This is a genomic window from Shewanella sp. 30m-14 (assembly GCF_052977125.1).
On record NZ_JBRILW010000035.1, the window covers coordinates 16200 to 37281 of the forward strand.

Below are 21082 nucleotides of genomic sequence, written 5' to 3' on the forward strand. Positions count from 1 at the left end.
AATAACTAAAAAGCCGATAATATCGCTATTATCGGCTTTTTTGATTTAGTTTTAAACGATGTCTAGCTATGTTTCGCAGCAAACGCTTTCATAAAGTTAACTAACGCATCTACACCGGCCAATGGCATAGCATTGTATAAACTAGCCCGCATACCACCAACGCTTCGATGACCTTTTAAGGCTACGAGGCCTGCAGCTTTTGCATCCTCTAGAAACTTCGAATCTAAATCAGCATTTGTCAGTTTAAAAGTGACATTCATGCGGCTTCGATTTTGTTTTGCAACGTCACAGACATAAAAACCTAATTCATCAATACACTGATATAGGCGCGCAGCCTTTTCAATATTGATCTGTTCCATCTGGGAAACACCACCAACACTTTTCAACCAGCTAAAGACTTCTGCGGCCAAATACCAAGCAAACGTCGGTGGCGTGTTGTACATGGAGTCATGTTTAACCGCTAAGCGATAATCCATAATTGACGATTGCGGCAAGCTCGATAAAGAAAGCATATCATCACGCACAATAACGATACTTAAGCCCGATGGACCAATGTTCTTTTGCGCGCCAGCATAAATTAGCCCGAACTGACTCACGTCGATTGTACGTGACAAAATATTAGATGACATATCAGCAATAACAGGCCAAGGACTGTTAATGCTTTCAAAAATTTCGATACCATCAACGGTCTCATTTGGACAGTAGTGTACATATCGGTAATCTTTATCAATTTGAGTCAGGTCAGGAAGCGAGATCTGTTTCTTTCCCTCTACAACACTGACAATGTCGATAACATCAACATTGTCTTCACCGGCTATTTTTTTTGCTTCTTCAACCGCCGCCTGAGACCAGCTACCATCGACTAAATAGAGTGCTTTTCCATTGTTGCCTAAAAAATTATTCACAACAGCCGAAAATTGGCCGCGACCACCACCATGCATAAACAACACGTGATAATTGGCCGGTATATCCATTAACTGACGTAAATCAGTGTCAGCTTGTTCAGTTAACGCGATAAATTCTTTACTTCGATGACTCACCTCCATAACGGAAACACCTTGGTCATTCCAGTTCAATAGCTCTTTCTGAGCCTTTTGCATTACAGGTGCGGGTAACATGGCAGGGCCTGCACAGAAGTTAAAAATCGCGCTCACAGTATTGTCCTTCTATTATTATCAGTAGAAATAGTGGAGTATTAGCATTCTTTTTAGCATTATATCCCAACGCTTTAGAAGCTAACATAAAAATAAAATCACTCTTAACGTTGATGTAAGCAAGTCACTATTTATAAATTTAATAACTGCTTTTGTTAGCATTATCGTTAAAATAATACCTAGGCTAGATGTGAGTAGCGAATTGTGAGTATTGATGACACCACTCACTTAGATACACCACTTACTCACACAACGAGTAGCCTAATATTTTGTACTTAACAATAACAGATAGCAATCAGCATAAACATGCATTGTTAGTTGGTTAAGTTGCAACGAATATACTAAACAGACCGTTTTAACGGCATATTGGATCTGTCCATGTTTTTTAAATCGATGTTGGTTATCGGCACATTATCAATCGGTGCGACTTTTACTCTGCAGCATGCCTATGCCGCCCCCTCTCAATATACGACGCTTGCTGATAGCTTCAAACAACGTTTCCATCGAGAGTTAAAAGTCAATAAAGTGCCCGGCGGCGCTTTTGTCATCGTTGATGCTGACAAAGTGATCAAATTAAGCAGTTATGGCAAGCGCAGCAAAGGCAGCAACAAAAATGTTAATGCTAATACCGTGTTTAGACTCGCTTCTGTTTCTAAAACCTTTGCAGGCACGTTAGCGAGCATATTGGTTGAAGAAAATAAGTTAGACTGGCAACAACCTATAGTGAACTATTTACCCGAATTCACTTTAGCTAAACAGCAGATGGCTAAGCAAATTAATCTCGGCCACGTGATCGGCCACAGCACAGGCTTAATGCCCAATAGTTATGACAACCTAGTCGATAGTAACGTCAAGGTGACTAAAATCATCAGCAAGTTTGATGAGCTAACCCCTATCTGTAAACCCGGCGTATGTTATGGCTACCAAAATGTCGCGTTCTCCTTTATCCAAACCGCAATTGAGCAGCAATCTGCATCCAGTTACCCAGACTTACTGCAACAACGCATTTTCTCGCCGTTAGCGATGGACACCGCATCGGTTGGCTTTAACGCTTTTCAACAAACCAGCAATCGCGCAGAGCCTCATATCAAAACAAAATATGGCTTTAAACAAGTAAAGGTAAAATCAAATTATTATCAACTGGCTCCCGCCGCAGGTGTTAATGCCAGTATTACTGATCTATCAAAATGGCTTATAGCAAATTTAGGCCAAAATCCTGAGGTGCTCAGTGAAACGGTATTGCTAGATGTAACCACCCCAGGGGTCAAGACCACCAAAGAGTTGCATCGTCGTGATTGGCGAGCGTATCTTAATAGCGCCCATTACGGCAAAGGCTGGCGCGTATATGAGTTTGACGGTCGACCACTTATTTATCATGCGGGCTGGGTTGCTGGTTATGTCGCTGAAGTTTCCTACTCTCCAGAGTTAAATATCGGTATGGCTATGTTATTAAATGGCGAGTCACGAGTTATTGCGAAATTAAGCTCTGAGTTTTGGCGTGATGCTTTTAAGCAAGCCGATAAAGCAGGTAATTGACGCCTCATTTAATACTATAAATAGAGCAATATAGAATACTCAAGGGATGTATATTGCAGAGCTTTGATTCTAAAAAGTCCCCCTGTATTTATGTTGATGCCGAAAACAAAAAAGGATGCCAATGGCATCCTTTTTTATTGAGATTAATAATCAAATTGATTGATATTAGTCTTCAGTTGTTGGCGTTTCATCGCTCTGCGCTGCTGCATCTGATACATCAGTAGTGCTTACATCAGCTTGACCTTCAGTTTCTGCAGTCGCTTCAGTGATGATTGGGTTTCCCTCTTCATCTAGCTCAACTTCAGGAACTTGAATTTCATCGATACGCTGTAGGCCCACGACTTTTTCATCTTCCGCTGTACGGATGATAGTAACGCCCTGGGTGTTACGGCCAATGGTCGATACACCTTCAGCAGGTGTTCTTACCAAGGTACCTTTGTTACTGATCAACATGATTTCATCATTGCCGCCAACTTGTACTGCACCCACTACGGCGCCGTTACGTTCGCTAACTTTAATTGAAACCACACCTTTAGTACCGCGGCTCTTCGCTGGGTACTCAGATAGATCAGTACGCTTACCGTAACCGTTTTCAGTTACCGTTAAGATTGCGCCATCGCCTTTAGGTACGATTAGCGATACAACCGTTTGGCCATCTTCCAGCTTAATACCACGCACACCCGTTGCAGTACGTCCCATAGCACGTAGCGCAACAACCTCTTCGCCTGTTTCTGGATCAATCTTAACTTCACCAGTTTCAGAGCTACGAGCCTTCTCGTTAAAACGGACAACTTTACCTTCGTTAGAGAACAGCATGATATCGTCATTACCATCGGTAATATCAACACCAATCAGCTGATCGCCATCTTTTAGGTTAACCGCAATAATACCGTTTGCACGAGGATTGCTGTAAGCCGTTAGTGCAGTTTTCTTAACCGTACCGTGTGATGTTGCCATGATAATGTACTTATCTTCAGCATATTCACGTACAGGTAGAATTGCAGTAATACGCTCACCTTCAGCCAATGGCAATAGGTTAACGATTGGGCGACCACGAGCTGTACGGCTTGCCAATGGTAATTGATAGACTTTAAGCCAGTACATCTTACCAAAATCAGAGAAGCACAAGATGGTATCATGGGTGTTAGCAACCAATAGTTTCTCAACGAAATCTTCGTCTTTCACTTTAGTTGCAGCTTTACCTTTACCACCACGACGCTGGGCTTGGTAATCAGACAGTACTTGATATTTGGCATAACCTAAGTGAGAAAGCGTCACAACAACGTCTTCTTCATTGATTAGATCTTCAAGACTCATATCAACTTCGTTAGCGTTAATAACAGTACGTCGCTCATCACCAAAGTTTGTTAATACTTCTTCAAGCTCTTCTTTAATCACTTCCATCAAACGTTGTGGACTACCAAGAATAAATAGTAGTGCAGCAATAATTTCTAGAAGCTCTTCATATTCAGCAATGATCTTGTCATGTTCTAGACCGGTTAAACGGTGTAAACGTAGTTCAAGGATCGCTTGAGCTTGCTGCTCAGTCAGGTAGTACTGGTCGTCACGGATCCCGAACTCAGGTTCAAGCCATTCTGGACGAGCTGCGTCATCGCCTGCTTTTTCAAGCATGCCTTTAACATGTCCAAGCTCCCAGCCTTGTGCAACAAGTTTAACTTTTGCTTCAGCAGGCGTTGGAGAGGCTTTAATCAACGCAATAATTGGATCGATGTTAGCTAATGCAACTGCTAACGCTTCAAGGATGTGAGCGCGTTCGCGTGCTTTACGCAGTTCAAATACCGTACGACGCGTTACCACTTCACGACGGTGAAGAATAAAGCACTCTAGCATCTCTTTAAGGTTAAATAGTTTAGGCTGACCATTGGTCAGTGCAACCATGTTAATACCAAAAGAGCACTGCATTTGGGTCTGTGCATAAAGGTTATTTAGTACAACCTCACCCACTTCGCCACGCTTGATTTCGATAACAATACGCATACCGTCTTTATCAGACTCGTCGCGTAAGCCACTGATACCTTCAATTTTCTTATCTTTAACAAGCTCGGCAATTTTTTCAATTAAACGCGCTTTGTTAACTTGATAAGGAATTTCGTGAACAATAATACGCTCACGACTATTCTCTTCTTCAATATCTGCACGTGCACGCATCACTGCGCGGCCACGGCCTGTCTTATATGCATCGATAATGCCCTTGCGGCCATTAATGATTGCAGCCGTTGGGAAGTCAGGACCCGGAATGTAGTCCATCAGCTGTTCAATAGATAAGGCAGGATCTTCGATTAGCGCTAAGCAACCAGCAATCACTTCGCTTATGTTATGCGGAGGAATGTTCGTTGCCATACCAACAGCAATACCTGACGAACCGTTCACCAGCAGTGTTGGGATCCGTGTAGGTAAAACAGCAGGAATAAACTCGGTGCCATCGTAGTTTGGCACAAAGTCAACGGTCTCTTTCTCTAGATCGGCTAAAAGCTGATGTGCCACCTTGTCCATACGGATTTCGGTATAACGCATTGCTGCCGCCGCATCGCCGTCAACTGAACCGAAGTTACCTTGACCGTCAATAAGTGGATAGCGCATAGAGAAAGGCTGGGCCAAACGAACGATTGTGTCATATACCGCTGTATCACCATGTGGGTGATATTTACCGATTACATCACCTACGACACGGGCAGACTTTTTATAAGGCTTATTCCAGTCGTTTTTCAATTCGCTCATGGCGAATAATACGCGGCGATGTACCGGTTTTAAACCGTCACGAACGTCAGGCAGTGCACGGCCAACAATTACGCTCATAGCGTAATCTAAGTATGAATTTTTTAATTCGTCTTCAATATTAATTGGTGTTATAGATGAAGCCAGATCAGTCATAAACTGCTCGATCCCCTGAAATTTAGCGTGCTATTCCTATTTCCTAGAATAGCTATGCTTGAAAACGTGATTTGGCATTCTAACACAGTTATTTTATGGCGCTAGACCCAAATATCGATTCATTTTAAATAAGCCAAAAAAGCTAATTCACTTGATTAAAATCAAGACATAGGCGCATTAATTGTTCAGTTTGTTCAATAAGTAACAAACAGCTCCATAACTGCTTTGTTTCTTGGTGCTATTCATTATAATGTGGCCCAAAGACAGATTTTTCGCTCTGAGGTAATTTAAGTGCAAACACATAATAATGTTGATCCACAAGAGATCGCGAAGTTTGAGAAAATGGCCGCCACTTGGTGGGACCCTAACGGCGAATTTAAGCCACTGCATAACTTAAATCCACTTCGCCTTAACTATATTGACCAAACAGCAGGCGGTATTTTTGGTAAACAAATTCTCGATGTCGGCTGTGGCGGCGGAATTTTGTCTGAAAGCATGGCAAAAATTGGCGCTAACGTAACTGGCCTAGACATGGGTGATGAACCACTTGATGTCGCCAGACTTCACGCACTAGAAACAGGCGTCGAGATTAACTATGTAAAAAATACCGCTGAAGCACACAGAGACCAACACCGTGGTCATTATGATGTCGTCACTTGCATGGAAATGCTTGAGCATGTTCCTGACCCTAGCTCTGTTATTCAAGCTTGCGCCGATATGGTTAAACCAGGTGGTTTTGTGTTTTTCTCAACCATTAACCGCAACATCCGTGCCTATGTTGAAACCATTCTAGGTGCTGAATACCTATTAAAGATGTTGCCTGTTGGCACACATGATCATAATAAATTTATCAAACCATCAGAGTTAATTGGTTTGGCTGATAACGCCGAGCTATTTTGTACAGATGCTGTGGGTATTACCTATAACCCTATTACTGACATCTTCAGATACACCAAGAGCCTTGAAGTTAACTACATGATAGCTACGGTTAAAAATGACTAAAGCACAGGCACTTACTATTAAAGGTGTGCTATTTGATTTAGATGGCACACTCGCTGATACGGCACCAGAAATGATTGAGGCACTTAATATGGCTTTAGCCGCGAATGGTCACAGTCGTGTGCCATTTGAAGCCATTAGAGCGAGCGCCTCACATGGCAGTATCGCAATGATTAAAGCTGCCATCCCCGCCATTGATGACGCTAGCATTCCTTCATTACAGCAATCTCTTTTCGACAATTATGAGCTGATCAACGGAGATAATTGCGATTTATTTAAGGGGTTAGATAGGTTACTGGACACGCTTAGCCAGCTTTCAATCCCCTTTGGGGTCGTCACCAACAAGCCAGCGCGCTTTGCAAGGCCTCTACTAGATAAACTCGGTTTAACAGCAAAAATGCCTGCTGTGGTCAGCGGCGATACCACTCAACATTCAAAGCCCCATACAGCTCCTATGCTGTTAGCAGCACAGCAGCTTAGGGTTTTACCTGAGCATATTCTTTATTTAGGCGATGCTGAACGTGATCTTATCGCTGCTAAGGCGGCGAATATGATCTCAGGTTTAGCGGCCTGGGGGTATATCGGACCAGATGACGAACCGAGTCTTTGGCCTGCTGACTTAAGTTTTGAAAACGGTGACAGCTTAGCCGATTTTTTTTGCTATAAGCGCTAGCGTATTCACCCTTTATATGCTGCTTTAAAATCTTTGTTAATTAAGTTATTAAGCGTCATAAAAAAGTACTCAAATGATCGGTTAGGATCGCACAAGTTAGCAGCGATCTTATCGATCATTTTTATTTGCTCAAATATTACTCTTCACCGAGGAAATCAAATCAAAACAAGCTTTAAGGGTTAGCCATTACTAACAGGTTCAATTACCCCCAAGATATCCACAACTTGTCCAATAAATTCCCACTTGCAAAAATACCATAACCTCACTATCTTGTAGCTATTGAATCTCAAAACACCATATATTGTGTGTGAGTGACAATAACAGGCACTATTTAGTCGTTTGTGTCAACAAAAAGGAACTCTCCGTTTTTACGGTTAAAAACTGTTTGTTTACAGGGAAACGTAGGGTGAACCTGAACTGGTCACTTTCATAAATATAAAAATCAAGGTCTATCTTTAATGAATAGCAATATGACAGTCACAAAGCGTAGTGGCGAACGTGAGACTATCGATCTCGACAAAATCCATCGCGTTATTGAATGGGCGGCAAAGGGACTTAATAATGTCTCTGTATCAGAAGTAGAACTCCGTTCTCACCTGCAATTTTTCGACGGCATTGCAACTGAAGCCATCCATGAGACTATCATTAAAGCAGCAGCTGACTTAATTTCACCAGAAGCACCTGATTATCAGTTCCTTTCTGCACGTCTTGCTGTGTTCCATTTACGTAAGAAAGCCTTTGGCCAGTTTGAACCTCCTAAGCTTTATGACCACGTGGTCAATTTAGTTGAGCTCGGTAAGTACGATGCTCACATTCTTGAAGATTACTCTCAAGAAGAGATTGAAATTCTTGATACCTATATCGATCACTGGCGAGACATGAACTTCTCTTATGCCGCTGTAAAGCAGCTTGAGGGTAAGTATCTTGTACAAAACCGTGTTAGCCACGAAATTTATGAAAGTGCTCAGTTCCTGTATATCTTGGTTGCAGCTTGCCTATTCGCAAAGTATCCCAAAGAGACGCGCCTTAAGTACGTTAAAGACTTTTATGATGCAACTTCATTATTTAAAATTTCGCTACCTACACCTATCATGGCAGGTGTACGTACGCCAACTCGTCAGTTCAGTTCATGCGTTCTAATTGAATGTGGCGATAGCCTAGATTCAATTAACGCGACCTCATCGTCAATTGTTAAGTATGTATCTCAACGTGCTGGTATTGGTGTCAATGCAGGCCGTATTCGCGCACTAGGTAGCCCTATTCGCGGTGGTGAAGCTTTCCACACAGGTTGCTTACCATTTTATAAGTACTTCCAAACAGCGGTTAAGTCTTGTTCTCAAGGCGGCGTACGTGGTGGTGCAGCGACCCTATTCTATCCAATGTGGCATCTTGAAGTTGAATCACTATTGGTATTAAAGAATAACCGTGGTGTTGATGATAACCGTATTCGTCACTTAGACTACGGCGTTCAAATCAACAAGGTGATGTATCAGCGCCTAATTCAGGGCGGCATGATCAGCTTATTTAGCCCATCAGATGTGCCTGGAATGTACGATGCATTCTTTGAAGATCAAGAAGAGTTCGAACGTCTGTACCTTAAATATGAAGCTGATAGCAGCATTCGTAAAAAACAGATAAAAGCTGTAGAGCTGTTCTCATTAATGATGCAAGAGCGCGCTTCGACTGGCCGGATCTACATTCAAAACGTTGACCACTGCAATACTCATAGTCCATTTGACTCTAAGGTTGCGCCTGTACGTCAGTCTAACTTGTGTCTTGAAATTGCCTTGCCAACTAAACCGTTAAATAACATTAACGATCCAGACGGTGAGATTGCACTTTGTACACTATCAGCATTGAACTTAGGTGCTATTAAGAAGTTAGAAGAGCTTGAGCCACTAGCTGATCTTGCCGTGCGTGCACTCGATAACTTACTTGATTATCAAGACTACCCAATCATCTCTGCTGAAAAAGCATCGATGAACCGCCGCACACTGGGTATTGGCGTAATTAACTTCGCTAATTACCTAGCAAAAGAAGGCGTACGTTACTCAGACGGTTCTGCTAACGGCATTACCCACAAGACTTTTGAAGCGATTCAATTCTATTTATTGAAAGCCTCTATGAAGCTTGCTCAAGAACAAGGTGCTTGTCCCTCGTTCCATGAAACAACTTATGCTAAGGGTATTTTACCGATTGATACCTACAAGCGTGATCTAGATAAGATCTGCGATGAGCCATTACATCTAGACTGGGAAACATTACGTGAAGAGATCAAGACACACGGTCTACGTAACTCTACCCTGTCAGCGCTAATGCCATCAGAGACCTCTTCACAGATCTCTAACGCTACTAACGGTATTGAGCCACCACGCGGTTTAATTAGTGTTAAAGCGAGTAAAGATGGCCAGCTAAAGCAAGTTGTACCTGACTTTGAAAAATATCAGTATAGCTACGAGTTATTATGGCAAATGCCTAATAACGATGGTTATTTGCAGTTGGTAGGATTGATGCAGAAATTTGTCGATCAGTCTATTTCAGCTAACACTAACTACGACCCGACTCGATTTGAGGGTGGCAGAGTACCCATGAAGGTACTATTGAAAGACTTATTAACCGCTTACAAATATGGTGTGAAGACACTTTACTATCACAATACTCGTGATGGGGCTTCAGATAGTCATGACGATATCACTGCCATTGAGAAAGAAGATGACAGTTGCGCTGGCGGCGCATGTAAGATTTAACCCAAGAGTTAATCATTAGTATTAAACGTTAATTTAAGGGGGCTTAGCCCCCATTATCGGAAGATAGAAAAATGGCCTATTCAACATTTTGTCAAACTCCTAACAACGCAATGCTAGAGCCTATGTTTCTTGGGCAGTCAGTTAACGTAGCGCGTTATGATCAACAGAAATATGAAGTTTTTGAAAAGCTGATCGAAAAGCAGCTTTCGTTCTTCTGGCGTCCAGAAGAAGTCGATGTCAGCCGTGACAAAATCGACTACGCGGCACTACCAGAGCATGAAAAGCATATCTTCATCTCGAACCTTAAGTATCAAACACTACTTGATTCAATCCAAGGTCGTTCGCCAAACGTTGCCTTCTTGCCATTGGTATCACTACCTGAGCTAGAGACTTGGATTGAAACCTGGTCATTTTCTGAGACTATTCACTCGCGCTCTTACACTCATATTATTCGTAATATCGTTAACGATCCTTCAGTTGTGTTTGATGACATCGTTGAAAATGATGAGATTTTAAAGCGCGCAAGTGATATCGCTAACTACTACGATCACTTGATCAAGCTGAGCCAGGCTTATCATTTGTTGGGCGAAGGTAGTCACGAAATTGATGGTGAGATCATTGAAGTCACTAAACGTGAAATCAAAAAAGCCCTTTACCTATGTATGGTATCGGTCAACGTACTTGAAGCTATCCGTTTTTATGTCAGCTTTGCTTGCTCGTTCGCATTTGCAGAGCGTAAGGTCATGGAAGGTAATGCGAAAATCATTCGTCTTATCGCTCGTGATGAAGCCCTGCATCTAAACAGCACTCAGCATATCTTGAAGATCATGCACGCTGGTAAAGACGACCCTGAAATGGCTGAAATCGCTAAAGAGTGCGAGCAGACGGCTATCGATATCTTTATCAAAGCCGCTGAGCAAGAAAAAGAGTGGGCTAAATACCTATTCAAAGATGGTTCAATGATTGGGCTAAACGAACATATTCTGTGCCAGTATGTTGAATACATCACCAACGAGCGCATGAAAGCCGTTAATTTTGCATCGCCATATCCAGAGCAAACCAACCCTCTTCCATGGATGAAGAACTGGTTAGAAAGTGATTCAGTACAAGTAGCCCCACAAGAAGTAGAAGTCTCTTCTTATCTTGTTGGCCAAATCGATTCTTCTATCGATGATGATGAGTTCTCTGACTTTGACCTTTAAGTCACAAAACTTTAGTCAAGCTCGCTTTAAGAAGGCTCCGATTGTGAGCCTTCAAGGCATGCCTGTGTTGCTGTTTACTGAGCAACACATCAGCTTGCTTGAAGCATTAGAGCTAAAGAAAGTCAAAATCTTCTCTGAATGTCGCAGTGGCTTTTGTGGACAGTGTAAAACTAAAGTAAAAAGCGGTAAGGTTAGCTACTTTCGTGAACCACTTGTTACACTGGAACAAGATGAGTGTCTTCCTTGCTGCTGCATCCCTGAGGAAGATATCGATTTAGTACTCTCTGCCGAAGGGGCTGAAGTCGTTGTACGTGCACCAGCTCAACAATCCCCGACAACAAAAGCAATTTAATTACACTTTTTCACTTCGTCACAGCTTCCTTCATACCTTTTGGCTTTTAATATCTGCCTTAACAGCGCTACCAACACTGGTTGTTTGTAAATGTCAGCTTATAGTGCATTCTACTTTCAACATAAATGCTATATAACCACATGCTAGCGGCGATACAAATGCTAAACAATCAAGGTCAGCTGGGTTATTTTGTTAAATTGACTGGTATTATAGGCGCAAATAAATTTTAATCTGAAGGCGAGAATGCAGACAGTTAGTCCTACTAAGCTATTAAGCATACTAAGTAAAGTCACCATTATCGGTAATGCAAACGGAAAGTGGGAGATCCCATCGAGTGGAGCGACCTTCATTTTTAACGGTACAACACCTCAAGACAAACAAGATCCAATAACCAGTACGCTGATCAATATCTCTAACGGTCCATTTGTTGGCTCAAAGAGCCCCTTTGTTGTTTCAGGCCATTTTACTGATACTGAGCTGGCATTATTAACACAGCAGCTTATTGAAACAGCAGAGTCATTAGAAAAAGAGCTTCACTGCTGGCCATCAACAGGATTGGTGACCGCGGTACTAATGACAAAGCTCTCTTGCCAATTAACAGTTAAACGTATGTCGTTACTGCCAAGTCTTAAACGTCAATTGACCATGCAAAGTGAAGAACACTTAGCTTGTATGGTCCACAACTGGTTAGGGGAACGTCGTATTGCATTAGGTTTACTTGCAAGTTTTGACTGGCCTGAATTGATGTTGCCCAAGCCGGAGCTATTGCCCGTTCAGGTCCTTAACGACGAGCAGCATAAGGAGCGCCACATAGCTCACTGCCCTTTTCTATTGCTCAAAAAAATACATAACCAGGCACAGTCTAAATCAAGTGTGGCAGATGAAAACTCGACGCCAGATAACCTCTGTTTACTGAACTACTTAGCAACAAGCCCCATCGAAACCTGGTTACACCATTCAAGCCAAGAAAAACTACTCGATTGTGAGCTCATGTTCTTCAACCAAACCCCAGAGCAAGCAAACTCTTTTTGGTATTTAGTTGATAATCAAGCATCTCAGTACTTAGATGCCATAAGGCACCGACTAGCATACTGTCAGCAAGTGCTCTTTACGGAGCAACAGCTGCTCTAGTACTTCTAAAAACCTAGTATTGAACATGAGCTTCACTAGATCACATCAAGCTTTAAAATAAAAAGACCAGTAGTAAGTACTACTGGTCTAATTGGGTGTTAGCGTTGTACTCAACTCTATTTTGCTAATTTAACCGAGTCCACATCAATTTGTGTGTAAGACCAACTGCTGTCAACCTCACCTTCAAGGACAACCTTAGTTTCAGGCGTCGCTTCAACGCCATTCCAGTCACGATCGTCAATCTCAACGATGACTTCCCCTGTATCATCCTTAAATTTGTAAGCTTCATCTCCCAAACTTGCCACGATATAACCCGTTAATATTACTGGAGTGTCATCCTTGGCGCCTAAAGCAACAGCGACTGTCTTCACGCTGACATTACTCGGGCCAATAAATCCGCCCTTTGGATCACTTGTTTGGGCTGCGAAAACACTTGATGATGCAAATATCAGTGCGCTCATTAGTAGTACTTTTTTCATGAAAGAATTCCCCTATGGTTCGGTAATTAACACTTTTATATTGAATTGCTTTAAGTCACGCAAACGAAGTCCATGATGAACTACCTTGCACTCAACCTTTTGCAAGTAAGTTGATTAGGTCTACTTAGTTGTGCTTCAAAATGACGAAATCGCGCACGCTAGTCTCAAAACTCGACTCAACTAGACTCAACTAGACTCAAGATCTGCGATTTATAGCCAAAACGATTTTTAAACAAACAAGGTCACTTTTCATTTGGCAACATTAGCCTATATCTATCGTTATCATTAGTAATCAATACTATAGTACATGTAACTTCTACTGCTGACTTTTATTCAATAGCATAGCTTGGAGGTCGTGAAGTAAGTGTGAATTCTGACTTTAAAATAGGACTAATTCACTGTTTTTATTTCATTTATAGCAAAATACAGCAGAAAAACATTTATGGCTGTAAACGGCGAGTTCTGGATTTTTAAACAACATATCAATCAGTTAATAACCAAAGATAAGGCGCCCCAAGACATGTGGTTGAAACTGTAATAAAAAACCTGCTAACGCATTAAGCGTAAGCAGGTTTTTTGATTAGCCATTGACTTAGGTATTACAGCGCAATAGCAAGCTCTGCGCCTTGACGAATAGCTCGCTTGGCATCCAGTTCTGCAGCAACATCTACACCACCAATAAGGTGTACGGGAATACCGGTGGACTTCATCTCATCGACGAGTTCAGTGTTTGACACTTGCCCTGCACATAAGATGACATTATCGACATCAAGCACCTCGTCTTGCCCATCAATTTTGATATGTAGACCTTGGTCGTCAAACTTCTCATAACTGACACCGGTTTTCATCGACACCTCGTGCTGTTTAAGTACAGAGCGATGGATCCAACCAGTCGTTTTACCTAGCCCCTTGCCCATCTTGGTCGCTTTACGCTGCAGTAAATACACTTCTCTATGCTCAGTTTCAGGAACGGGCTCTGTCAAACCACCGGGCTCTTTATAGTCTTTATCTATGCCCCATTGTTTTAACCAACGGTTTAAATCGAGGGTTGAAGATTCTGACTCACACAAGTAATGCGCCATATCAAAGCCAATTCCACCCGCACCGATAAGTGCGACTTTCTGGCCAATCTGCACTTCACCATTGAGTACTTTCTGATAATCAACCACTTTAGGGCTATCAAAACCGGGTAACTCGATTGGTCTTGGCTTCACGCCTGAAGAAATAACAATTTCATCAAACTTCTCATCACGTACCACACTGGCATCGAGTCGAGTGTTTAAGCGTAATTCAACCTTATGCAGCTTAATCTGATTAAGGAAGTAACGAATGGTTTCATTAAACTCCTCTTTTCCAGGGATCTTACGTGCTAAGTTGAATTGACCACCGACTTCAGATTTAGCTTCAAACAGAACAACCTCGTGACCACGACTTGCTGCGTAGATAGAAAATGCCATTCCAGCAGGTCCTGCGCCCATCACTGCAATGCGTTTCTTATTTTGAGCGGGTGTAAAATTAAGCTCAGTTTCATAACAGGCTCTAGGGTTCACTAAACACGTTGCACGCTTAAGCGCAAAGGTATGATCAAGGCAAGCCTGATTACAGCCAATACAGGTATTGATAAGTTCAGGCGTATTCGCCGCAGCTTTGTTAACAAAGTCCGGATCGGCCAAGAAAGGGCGCGCCATTGATACCATGTCAGCCTGACCGGATGAAATAATATGCTCTGCAATTTCTGGTGTGTTAATACGGTTCGTCGCAATCAGTGGAATTGACATCTCTTTCATTAATCGCTCGGTTACCCAAGCAAATGCGCCGCGAGGCACACTGGTCGCAATTGTTGGAACTCTGGCTTCATGCCAACCTATCCCAGTATTAATAATGGTAACACCAGCTTGCTCTAACCACTTAGCAAGCTTGACCACCTCTTCCCAAGTTGAGCCATTATCGACAAGGTCCAACATCGATAATCTAAAGATAATAATAAAGTCAGCGCCAACTTTGGCGCGAATTTGTTTTACAATTTCTATTGGAAACTGTGCACGGTTTTCAAACGCCCCGCCCCACTTATCAGTACGTTTATTAGTACGAGAACTAATAAACTGATTTATCAAGTAACCTTCACTTCCCATCACTTCAACGCCGTCATAACCTGCTTTTTTAGCTAAGGCTGCGCTGGTTGCGTAATCTTTGATAGTGCCAGCAACCTGTCTTATCGACATCGCTGAGGGAGTGAAGGGGGTGATAGGTGATTTGATTTTACTCGGCGCACTAGAGAAAGGATGATAACCATAACGACCAGCATGCAATAACTGCATACAAATTTTGCCGCCAGCCTCATGGACAGCTTGAGTGACCTTAGTGTGTTTCTTTACTTGCCACGGAAAACTAAGCTGACAGGCATTTGGCGCTAAGCGGCCACGCAAGTTAGGCGAAATACCGCCGGTAACGATAAGGCCCACACCACCTAGTGCACGTTCTTTGTAAAACGCTGCCAGTTTCTCAAAGCCGCCCTTTTCTTCTTCTAAACCTGTATGCATTGAGCCCATCAATACACGGTTTTTTAACTGGGTAAAACCCAGATCTAAGGGTTCTAATAAATGCGGAAACGACATTCAAACATCCTTTTTAAACAAGTGATTTAATCCAGCATACCCTGTGTAAACAATAAGCTCAATAAGCCAAACAACAGATTCCTTTACAATTGAGTTTTCCTTTCCGATGAGATTTCAGTTAGCATTATGCTAACTAAGCTATATAGGAGTGGATAATGTCCACTAAACCCTCAATATTTAAAAGGATATTCCTACTTATATGGAATACCGTCAATGGATTAAGAAAGCTTTTTCTTAATCTTATATTCTTTGGCGTGATTGCTATTATCATCGTAAGCCTGAGTGCCGATGACGGTGTAAAAGTTGAAGATGGTACTGCACTGGTACTTAATCTATCTGGAGTGATCGTTGATCAAAAACGTCAAGTTGACCCGTTAGAAGCTGCCATGAAAAGTGGCAATGAGGCAGACGGAAGCGGCGAGATTTTATTGTCTGATGTACTGACCGTTATTGAAAACGCAACAACGGATACACGAATAAAACTGATGGTATTAGATCTGGCCATGTTACACGGCACCGGGATCAGTAAGCTTCAGTCTATCGGTAATGCCATAGAGTCTTTCAAAGCTGAGGGTAAAACCGTCGTTGCTAACGGTAATTGGTATGGTCAAAATCAATATTTTCTTGCCAGCTTTGCCGATAAAGTTTATCTCAACCCGCAAGGTAGTGTTGAAATTGAAGGCTTAGGCCGTTATCGCCTGTACTTTAAATCGGCGTTAGAAAAACTCAAGATCAACGCACATGTTTTTAGAGTCGGCACCTTCAAGTCAGCGGTTGAGCCTTTTATCCGTGACGATATGTCAGATGCAGCTAAAGAAGCCAATTTGGTACTTTTAAACGATTTGTGGCAAAGCTACTCTGATACTGTTGCGGCGAATCGAGGCATTGATAGTCATGACTTGTCACTCAGTGCTGATGATTATCTTACCCAGCTCGATAAGGCAAACGGTAAATCGGCCGAAATGGCGCTGAACATGAAGTGGGTTGATGAGCTTAAAACTTATGATGAGTTTAGGTTATCCATGGTTGATGCCGTTGGTAAATCTGCAGACGGTGACTCTTATAAACATGTCGACTTCTATGATTATTTATCAGTCACGCAAACTCACCCAACTCTATCACTTAACGACAAAGTGGGTATTATTGTCGCGAAAGGAAATATTCTTAATGGCTCGCAACCTGCTGGTCAAATTGGCGGCAAGAGTACCTCTGAGCTGTTAAGAGAAGCCCGCTTTGATGATTCAGTTAAAGCCGTAGTACTGCGTGTTGATAGTCCTGGTGGTAGCGCTTTCGCTTCTGAAGAAATTAGACAAGAAGTGTTAGCGATAAAGGCTGCAAACAAACCAATTATTGTCAGCATGGGCAGTTATGCCGCATCAGGTGGTTATTGGATCTCTGCGAGCGCCGATTATATCTATGCAACCCCAACCACGTTAACAGGATCTATCGGGATTTTTGGTATGATCACGACATTCGAGGACTCATTGGCAAGCATTGGCGTTCACACCGATGGTGTGGGCACGTCCGAATGGGCAGGGTTTTCAGTAACCAAAGGTCTCTCTCCTCAAATTGAAGCCATTATTCAACGCCACATAGAACGGGGTTATCAAGACTTTATCTCTCTCGTGGCATCAGAGCGTGATATGAGCCTAGACTATGTAGACAGCATTGCTCAGGGCCGCGTGTGGACCGGACGAAAGGCATTAGAACTAGGCCTTGTAGATGGGTTGGGTGATCTTCAAGATGCAGTAACAAAGGCAGCGCAAATGGCCAAACTTGAGCAGTATGACACCGAAATCATTGAAAAGGAGCTTTCTCCTCAAGAGCTGTTCATCCAAGAAATGCTTGCCTCAGCTTCGAGCTATATGCCACAAAGTTTTGCTCAATCAAGTTTGCTTGAATCCGTTTTAAAGCAGTGGTCAACTGTGATTGACGAATTTAAATCATTTGATGATCCAAACGGTGTTTACCTGTATTGCGATACCTGTAATAACTAAATACCGCTTAGCATGGGTATAGACCATAAATAAGCCCTGTAGATTCAGGGCTTATTCATTTTAAGCTTATCACCACCAACTTTTGTAACAGCTCTCATTACTGACATATAACCCCCACTTACCTCAGCTAATTGCCCTTATCCCCTGCATCTGTAACCACTTTGGGTATATAATCCCTGCATCGTGATTTAATCCAAAACTAAAAAACAAAATCAAATGACTAAACGATCTATCTATGTCGCCTATACAGGCGGTACCATTGGCATGCAAAAGACCGAACAAGGCTTTGCACCTGTTGCAGATTTTCTCACAGGCTGTGTCAAAGCTATGCCCGAGTTTTACCATGATGAAATGCCAGATTTTGTGATTAGTGAATACACACCATTAATTGATTCATCAAATATGGCGCCAACCGATTGGCAGATGATCGCTGATGATATTAAAGCCAATTATGATAAATATGATGGCTTTGTGATCCTCCATGGCACCGACACCATGGCGTTCACCGCTTCAGCCCTATCCTTTATGTTGCAAGGCCTACAAAAGCCTGTAATCGTTACGGGCTCGCAGATCCCCTTGGCGCAGCTTAGATCTGATGGTCAAACAAACCTGCTTAACGCACTGTATATTGCAGCCAACTATCCAGTAGCCGAAGTCTGTTTATTCTTTAACAACAAATTGTTTAGAGGTAATCGCACGACTAAAGCTCATGCCGATGGCTTTAATGCGTTTGCATCGCCTAACTTCCCACTTCTACTCGAAGCAGGCATTAAGATCCGCTGGCATGCAGGTAAGCGCGCTCAAATCGATAGCACTATACCATTACATGTGGCGAATATAAGTCCACAGCCCATTGGCGTTGTGACACTCTACCCAGGAATTAATACTGAAATCTTTGCCAATATTTTACAGCAACCGGTAAAGGCACTTATTCTACTTACTTTTGGTGTTGGTAATGCGCCTCAAACTCCTGCATTGCTTAAAACGCTAAAAGATGCACATGAGCGTGGCATAGTATTAGTTAACTTAACCCAATGTATGCAGGGTCGTGTGAATATGGACGGCTACGCTACGGGTAATGCTTTAGCTGAGGCAGGTGTCATTAGTGGCTATGATATGACGACTGAGGCGGCGCTGACTAAGTTGCACTATTTACTATCGACCGAGCTGTCACCAGAAGAGATTCGCACCGCAATGAAGATTTCTATCGCTGGCGAGTTAACCTCAGACTAGCAACGATGTATTTAATAAAAAAGCCCCATAGCAGTGATGCTTGGGGCTCTTTTATGCATGAATGTTTAATTAAGCTCGGTTAATTAAAGCTCGTCTTGTTTAAACTCGGCAATCGACTCGCCTTTAAACTGCTTTTTAAGTTCAGACTTAGACAACTCATTAACCTGACCTTCACTGTTAATCGTGAAATGATCAGTTTGCTGTAGCCTTCTTGCTTGATAAAGCATAACAACTTGTTGTGTCGATGCCCGTTGCTCAGGCGTCAAAACGGTACCATCTTGCCATTTACCTAGCTCAACACCGCTAAGTAAGCGTTGATAGACCTCATCAGGCATCTCGTCGATGACTTTATTTATATCTGTCATACTTTCTTCCGTTTATGCAGTACAATTTGCACTCTAGTGATCAAGTAGCCCACAAAGCCCAGCGCAAATGCACCCAGTGCAATATTTGCTCTAAGTCCTTCCGCGGGCTCACCGCCCCAAAACCAAGTTACCACGCCACCGATAAATAAAGTTAACGCTAAAAAGCTTTGATTCATTAACTGATTTGAACGCTTAATATGACTGATGACTTTAAGACTTTCATTGTCAGCCGAAATCGCCGCCTGACAATGATTACACTTTTTAGCCATACTCGAAATACGTTTGTTACAGCTAGGACAGTTAACTAATGCCATTGGCTACCTCTTAGTTATTGCTATTGCTATTACTTAAGCTTATCAATAACTGCGTTCATGGCAATCAAAGACGCTTCACCAAGATAAATACAACGCTCTGGTGACCAACCCGCCATCAGATCTGGCATGTTGGCATTATCTTTAAACGGCATTTCAAGTGTATTTGAAAGGCAACCAAAGGTATGCGCAACCCAATTTGATGCAACGGTTAAGTTTGCTTGACCTGGCTCATCTTTGTCATAGCCAAATTCATTTTGAAAATCAGGACTTGCCATCAATAAAGCATCAACGAACGCTTGCTGACGTTCAGCATCTTGATTTGTAAATGCTGGTACGCCTTCACAACCTGCTAAGAATACATATGGCAGTCCTTCATCGCCATGCACATCATAGAAAAGGTCAACGCCAGTCTCTTTCATCTTATTGACCACGTATAACACTTCAGGGCTTTTCTCTAGTGAAGGGGTTTTCCACTCTCGGTTTAAGTTGGTACCCACAGCGTTAGTACGTAGATGTCCACGTGCACTTCCATCAGGGTTCATGTTGGGTACTATGTAGAAGTTGGCTTTATCTAAAAGTGCTTTCGCAGTAGGGCAGTCGCTATCAAGCAAGTTATTCATCAAGCCTTCGACTAGCCATTCAGCCATGGTCTCACCAGGGTGTTGACGTGCAGTGATCCAAATATTAGCTTTATCTTCATCTCCATCACCGATCTTAACGAGCGTCATGTCGCGACCATCAAGAGTTAAACCCAAATGCTCAAGGCTGACTTGTGGATGAACTTGTACAGCAGCGAGCAGATCTTGATGGCGTTCATAACTATAAGGGGCAAAGTACGCAATTTGAATTGCGTCACAATCAAGATCAACTTGAATACTCAATTGACCGTCTTGGTATTGAGTAGGCAGTCTAAACCAGGTTTGTCTGTCATAGGTCGCAACAGCTTGGTAATCTTCCCAGCCTTTTGTATATGAAGCTTTGCCGGCATTAACGATGTTAAGGGTGTATTGATTACCAACGACCCCTTCAAGTTTAAAGTTAAACCACTGAAAAAATTCACCACCTTCATCAGGGCGGATCGCTAATTGAACATCATCTTTGTTATCTAGATTGATAACTTCAATATTGCCACTATCAAAATTCGCTGTAATGCGCATAACACTTCCTTTTTCTTTTAGCTTTACGTTATGACTCGGCTTATTAGCCTGATGCCAATCTTTGCGCTATAGAATAAACCAAAATGTGATAAGGAACAGCTTAAACCCAATAAAAACCGCCAAATATCACGGCCTAGGTGAACTAACGCCGTACTTAAACCCAAATACAGAGCTTTACCAGCCCCCGGAAATTCCATACAATCGCAGCAATTCTTGAAACAATAGGGAACAGCTCC

Annotated in this window: 16 protein-coding genes; 9 read left to right on the forward strand and 7 right to left on the reverse strand. The window is 42.4% G+C overall.

Translation table 11 applies throughout. From position 1 onward, the window contains the following. Positions 1-62: 62 nt before the first annotated feature. Positions 63-1154 (reverse strand): 3-phosphoserine/phosphohydroxythreonine transaminase, encoded by a 1092-nt coding sequence (serC, locus tag ACVBIU_RS19020; RefSeq protein ID WP_447164533.1) that lies wholly within the window; start codon positions 1152-1154, stop codon positions 63-65. A gap of 378 nt (positions 1155-1532) precedes the next feature. Here serC and ACVBIU_RS19025 point away from each other — a divergent pair, with 378 nt between their 5' ends. Next, the gene (locus tag ACVBIU_RS19025; protein ID WP_447164534.1) at positions 1533-2690 is read left to right on the forward strand and encodes a serine hydrolase domain-containing protein; all 1158 of its coding nucleotides are present in this window, start codon (positions 1533-1535) and stop codon (positions 2688-2690) included. A gap of 165 nt (positions 2691-2855) precedes the next feature. Here ACVBIU_RS19025 and gyrA read toward each other — a convergent pair whose 3' ends face one another. Further along, complete coding sequence (gene gyrA / locus ACVBIU_RS19030; protein ID WP_447164535.1) at positions 2856-5582, reverse strand: DNA gyrase subunit A; 2727 nt, start codon at positions 5580-5582, stop codon at positions 2856-2858. 291 nt (positions 5583-5873) lie between these two features. Here gyrA and ubiG point away from each other — a divergent pair, with 291 nt between their 5' ends. The 6 genes from ubiG to ACVBIU_RS19060 all read left to right on the forward strand — a co-directional run bounded on the left by ubiG (position 5874) and on the right by ACVBIU_RS19060 (position 12686). Continuing rightward, positions 5874-6584: a bifunctional 2-polyprenyl-6-hydroxyphenol methylase/3-demethylubiquinol 3-O-methyltransferase UbiG gene (gene ubiG, locus ACVBIU_RS19035; protein WP_447159340.1), complete on the forward strand. Its 711-nt coding sequence runs from the start codon at positions 5874-5876 to the stop codon at positions 6582-6584. After that, positions 6577-7254, forward strand: coding sequence for an HAD family hydrolase (locus ACVBIU_RS19040; RefSeq protein WP_447159341.1), 678 nt, complete (start codon positions 6577-6579; stop codon positions 7252-7254). The genes ubiG and ACVBIU_RS19040 overlap by 8 nt, the downstream gene beginning before the upstream one ends. 458 nt (positions 7255-7712) lie before the next feature. Beyond that, on the forward strand, positions 7713-10001 hold the full coding sequence (gene nrdA, locus ACVBIU_RS19045) for a class 1a ribonucleoside-diphosphate reductase subunit alpha (RefSeq protein ID WP_447159342.1): 2289 nt from the start codon (positions 7713-7715) through the stop codon (positions 9999-10001). Positions 10002-10072: 71 nt separating this feature from the next. Further along, entirely contained in the window at positions 10073-11203 is a 1131-nt protein-coding gene (gene nrdB / locus ACVBIU_RS19050; protein WP_447159343.1) for a class Ia ribonucleoside-diphosphate reductase subunit beta, read from the forward strand. Further along, on the forward strand, positions 11172-11555 hold the full coding sequence (gene yfaE / locus ACVBIU_RS19055) for a class I ribonucleotide reductase maintenance protein YfaE (RefSeq protein ID WP_447159344.1): 384 nt from the start codon (positions 11172-11174) through the stop codon (positions 11553-11555). Before nrdB ends, yfaE begins: the two co-directional genes overlap by 32 nt. Positions 11556-11798: 243 nt before the next feature. Then, positions 11799-12686: a hypothetical protein gene (locus ACVBIU_RS19060; protein WP_447159345.1), complete on the forward strand. Its 888-nt coding sequence runs from the start codon at positions 11799-11801 to the stop codon at positions 12684-12686. Positions 12687-12802: 116 nt separating this feature from the next. On the opposite strand, the gene ACVBIU_RS19065 is transcribed toward ACVBIU_RS19060, so the two are convergent. Both ACVBIU_RS19065 and ACVBIU_RS19070 read right to left on the reverse strand, forming a co-directional pair. After that, complete coding sequence (locus ACVBIU_RS19065; protein ID WP_447164536.1) at positions 12803-13165, reverse strand: NirD/YgiW/YdeI family stress tolerance protein; 363 nt, start codon at positions 13163-13165, stop codon at positions 12803-12805. A gap of 599 nt (positions 13166-13764) precedes the next feature. Beyond that, positions 13765-15780, reverse strand: coding sequence for an oxidoreductase (locus ACVBIU_RS19070; RefSeq protein WP_447159347.1), 2016 nt, complete (start codon positions 15778-15780; stop codon positions 13765-13767). A gap of 155 nt (positions 15781-15935) precedes the next feature. Between ACVBIU_RS19070 and sppA the strand changes: the two genes are divergently transcribed. Together sppA and ansA are read left to right on the forward strand one after the other, a co-directional pair. After that, positions 15936-17777, forward strand: coding sequence for a signal peptide peptidase SppA (gene sppA, locus ACVBIU_RS19075; protein ID WP_447164537.1), 1842 nt, complete (start codon positions 15936-15938; stop codon positions 17775-17777). 216 nt (positions 17778-17993) lie between these two features. After that, entirely contained in the window at positions 17994-19010 is a 1017-nt protein-coding gene (gene ansA / locus ACVBIU_RS19080; protein WP_447159349.1) for an asparaginase, read from the forward strand. 83 nt (positions 19011-19093) lie between these two features. On the opposite strand, the gene ACVBIU_RS19085 is transcribed toward ansA, so the two are convergent. From ACVBIU_RS19085 to ACVBIU_RS19095, 3 genes are read right to left on the reverse strand one after another with little or no spacing between them, the layout of a single operon-like run. Then, the gene (locus ACVBIU_RS19085) at positions 19094-19375 is read right to left on the reverse strand and encodes a YeaC family protein (protein ID WP_447159350.1); all 282 of its coding nucleotides are present in this window, start codon (positions 19373-19375) and stop codon (positions 19094-19096) included. Next, entirely contained in the window at positions 19372-19689 is a 318-nt protein-coding gene (locus ACVBIU_RS19090) for a zinc ribbon domain-containing protein (protein ID WP_442529584.1), read from the reverse strand. The genes ACVBIU_RS19085 and ACVBIU_RS19090 overlap by 4 nt, the downstream gene beginning before the upstream one ends. Positions 19690-19718: 29 nt before the next feature. Beyond that, a complete protein-coding gene (locus ACVBIU_RS19095) occupies positions 19719-20846 on the reverse strand; it encodes a M14 family metallopeptidase (RefSeq protein WP_447164538.1) in 1128 nt (375 codons plus the stop codon). Positions 20847-21082 lie beyond the last annotated feature (236 nt).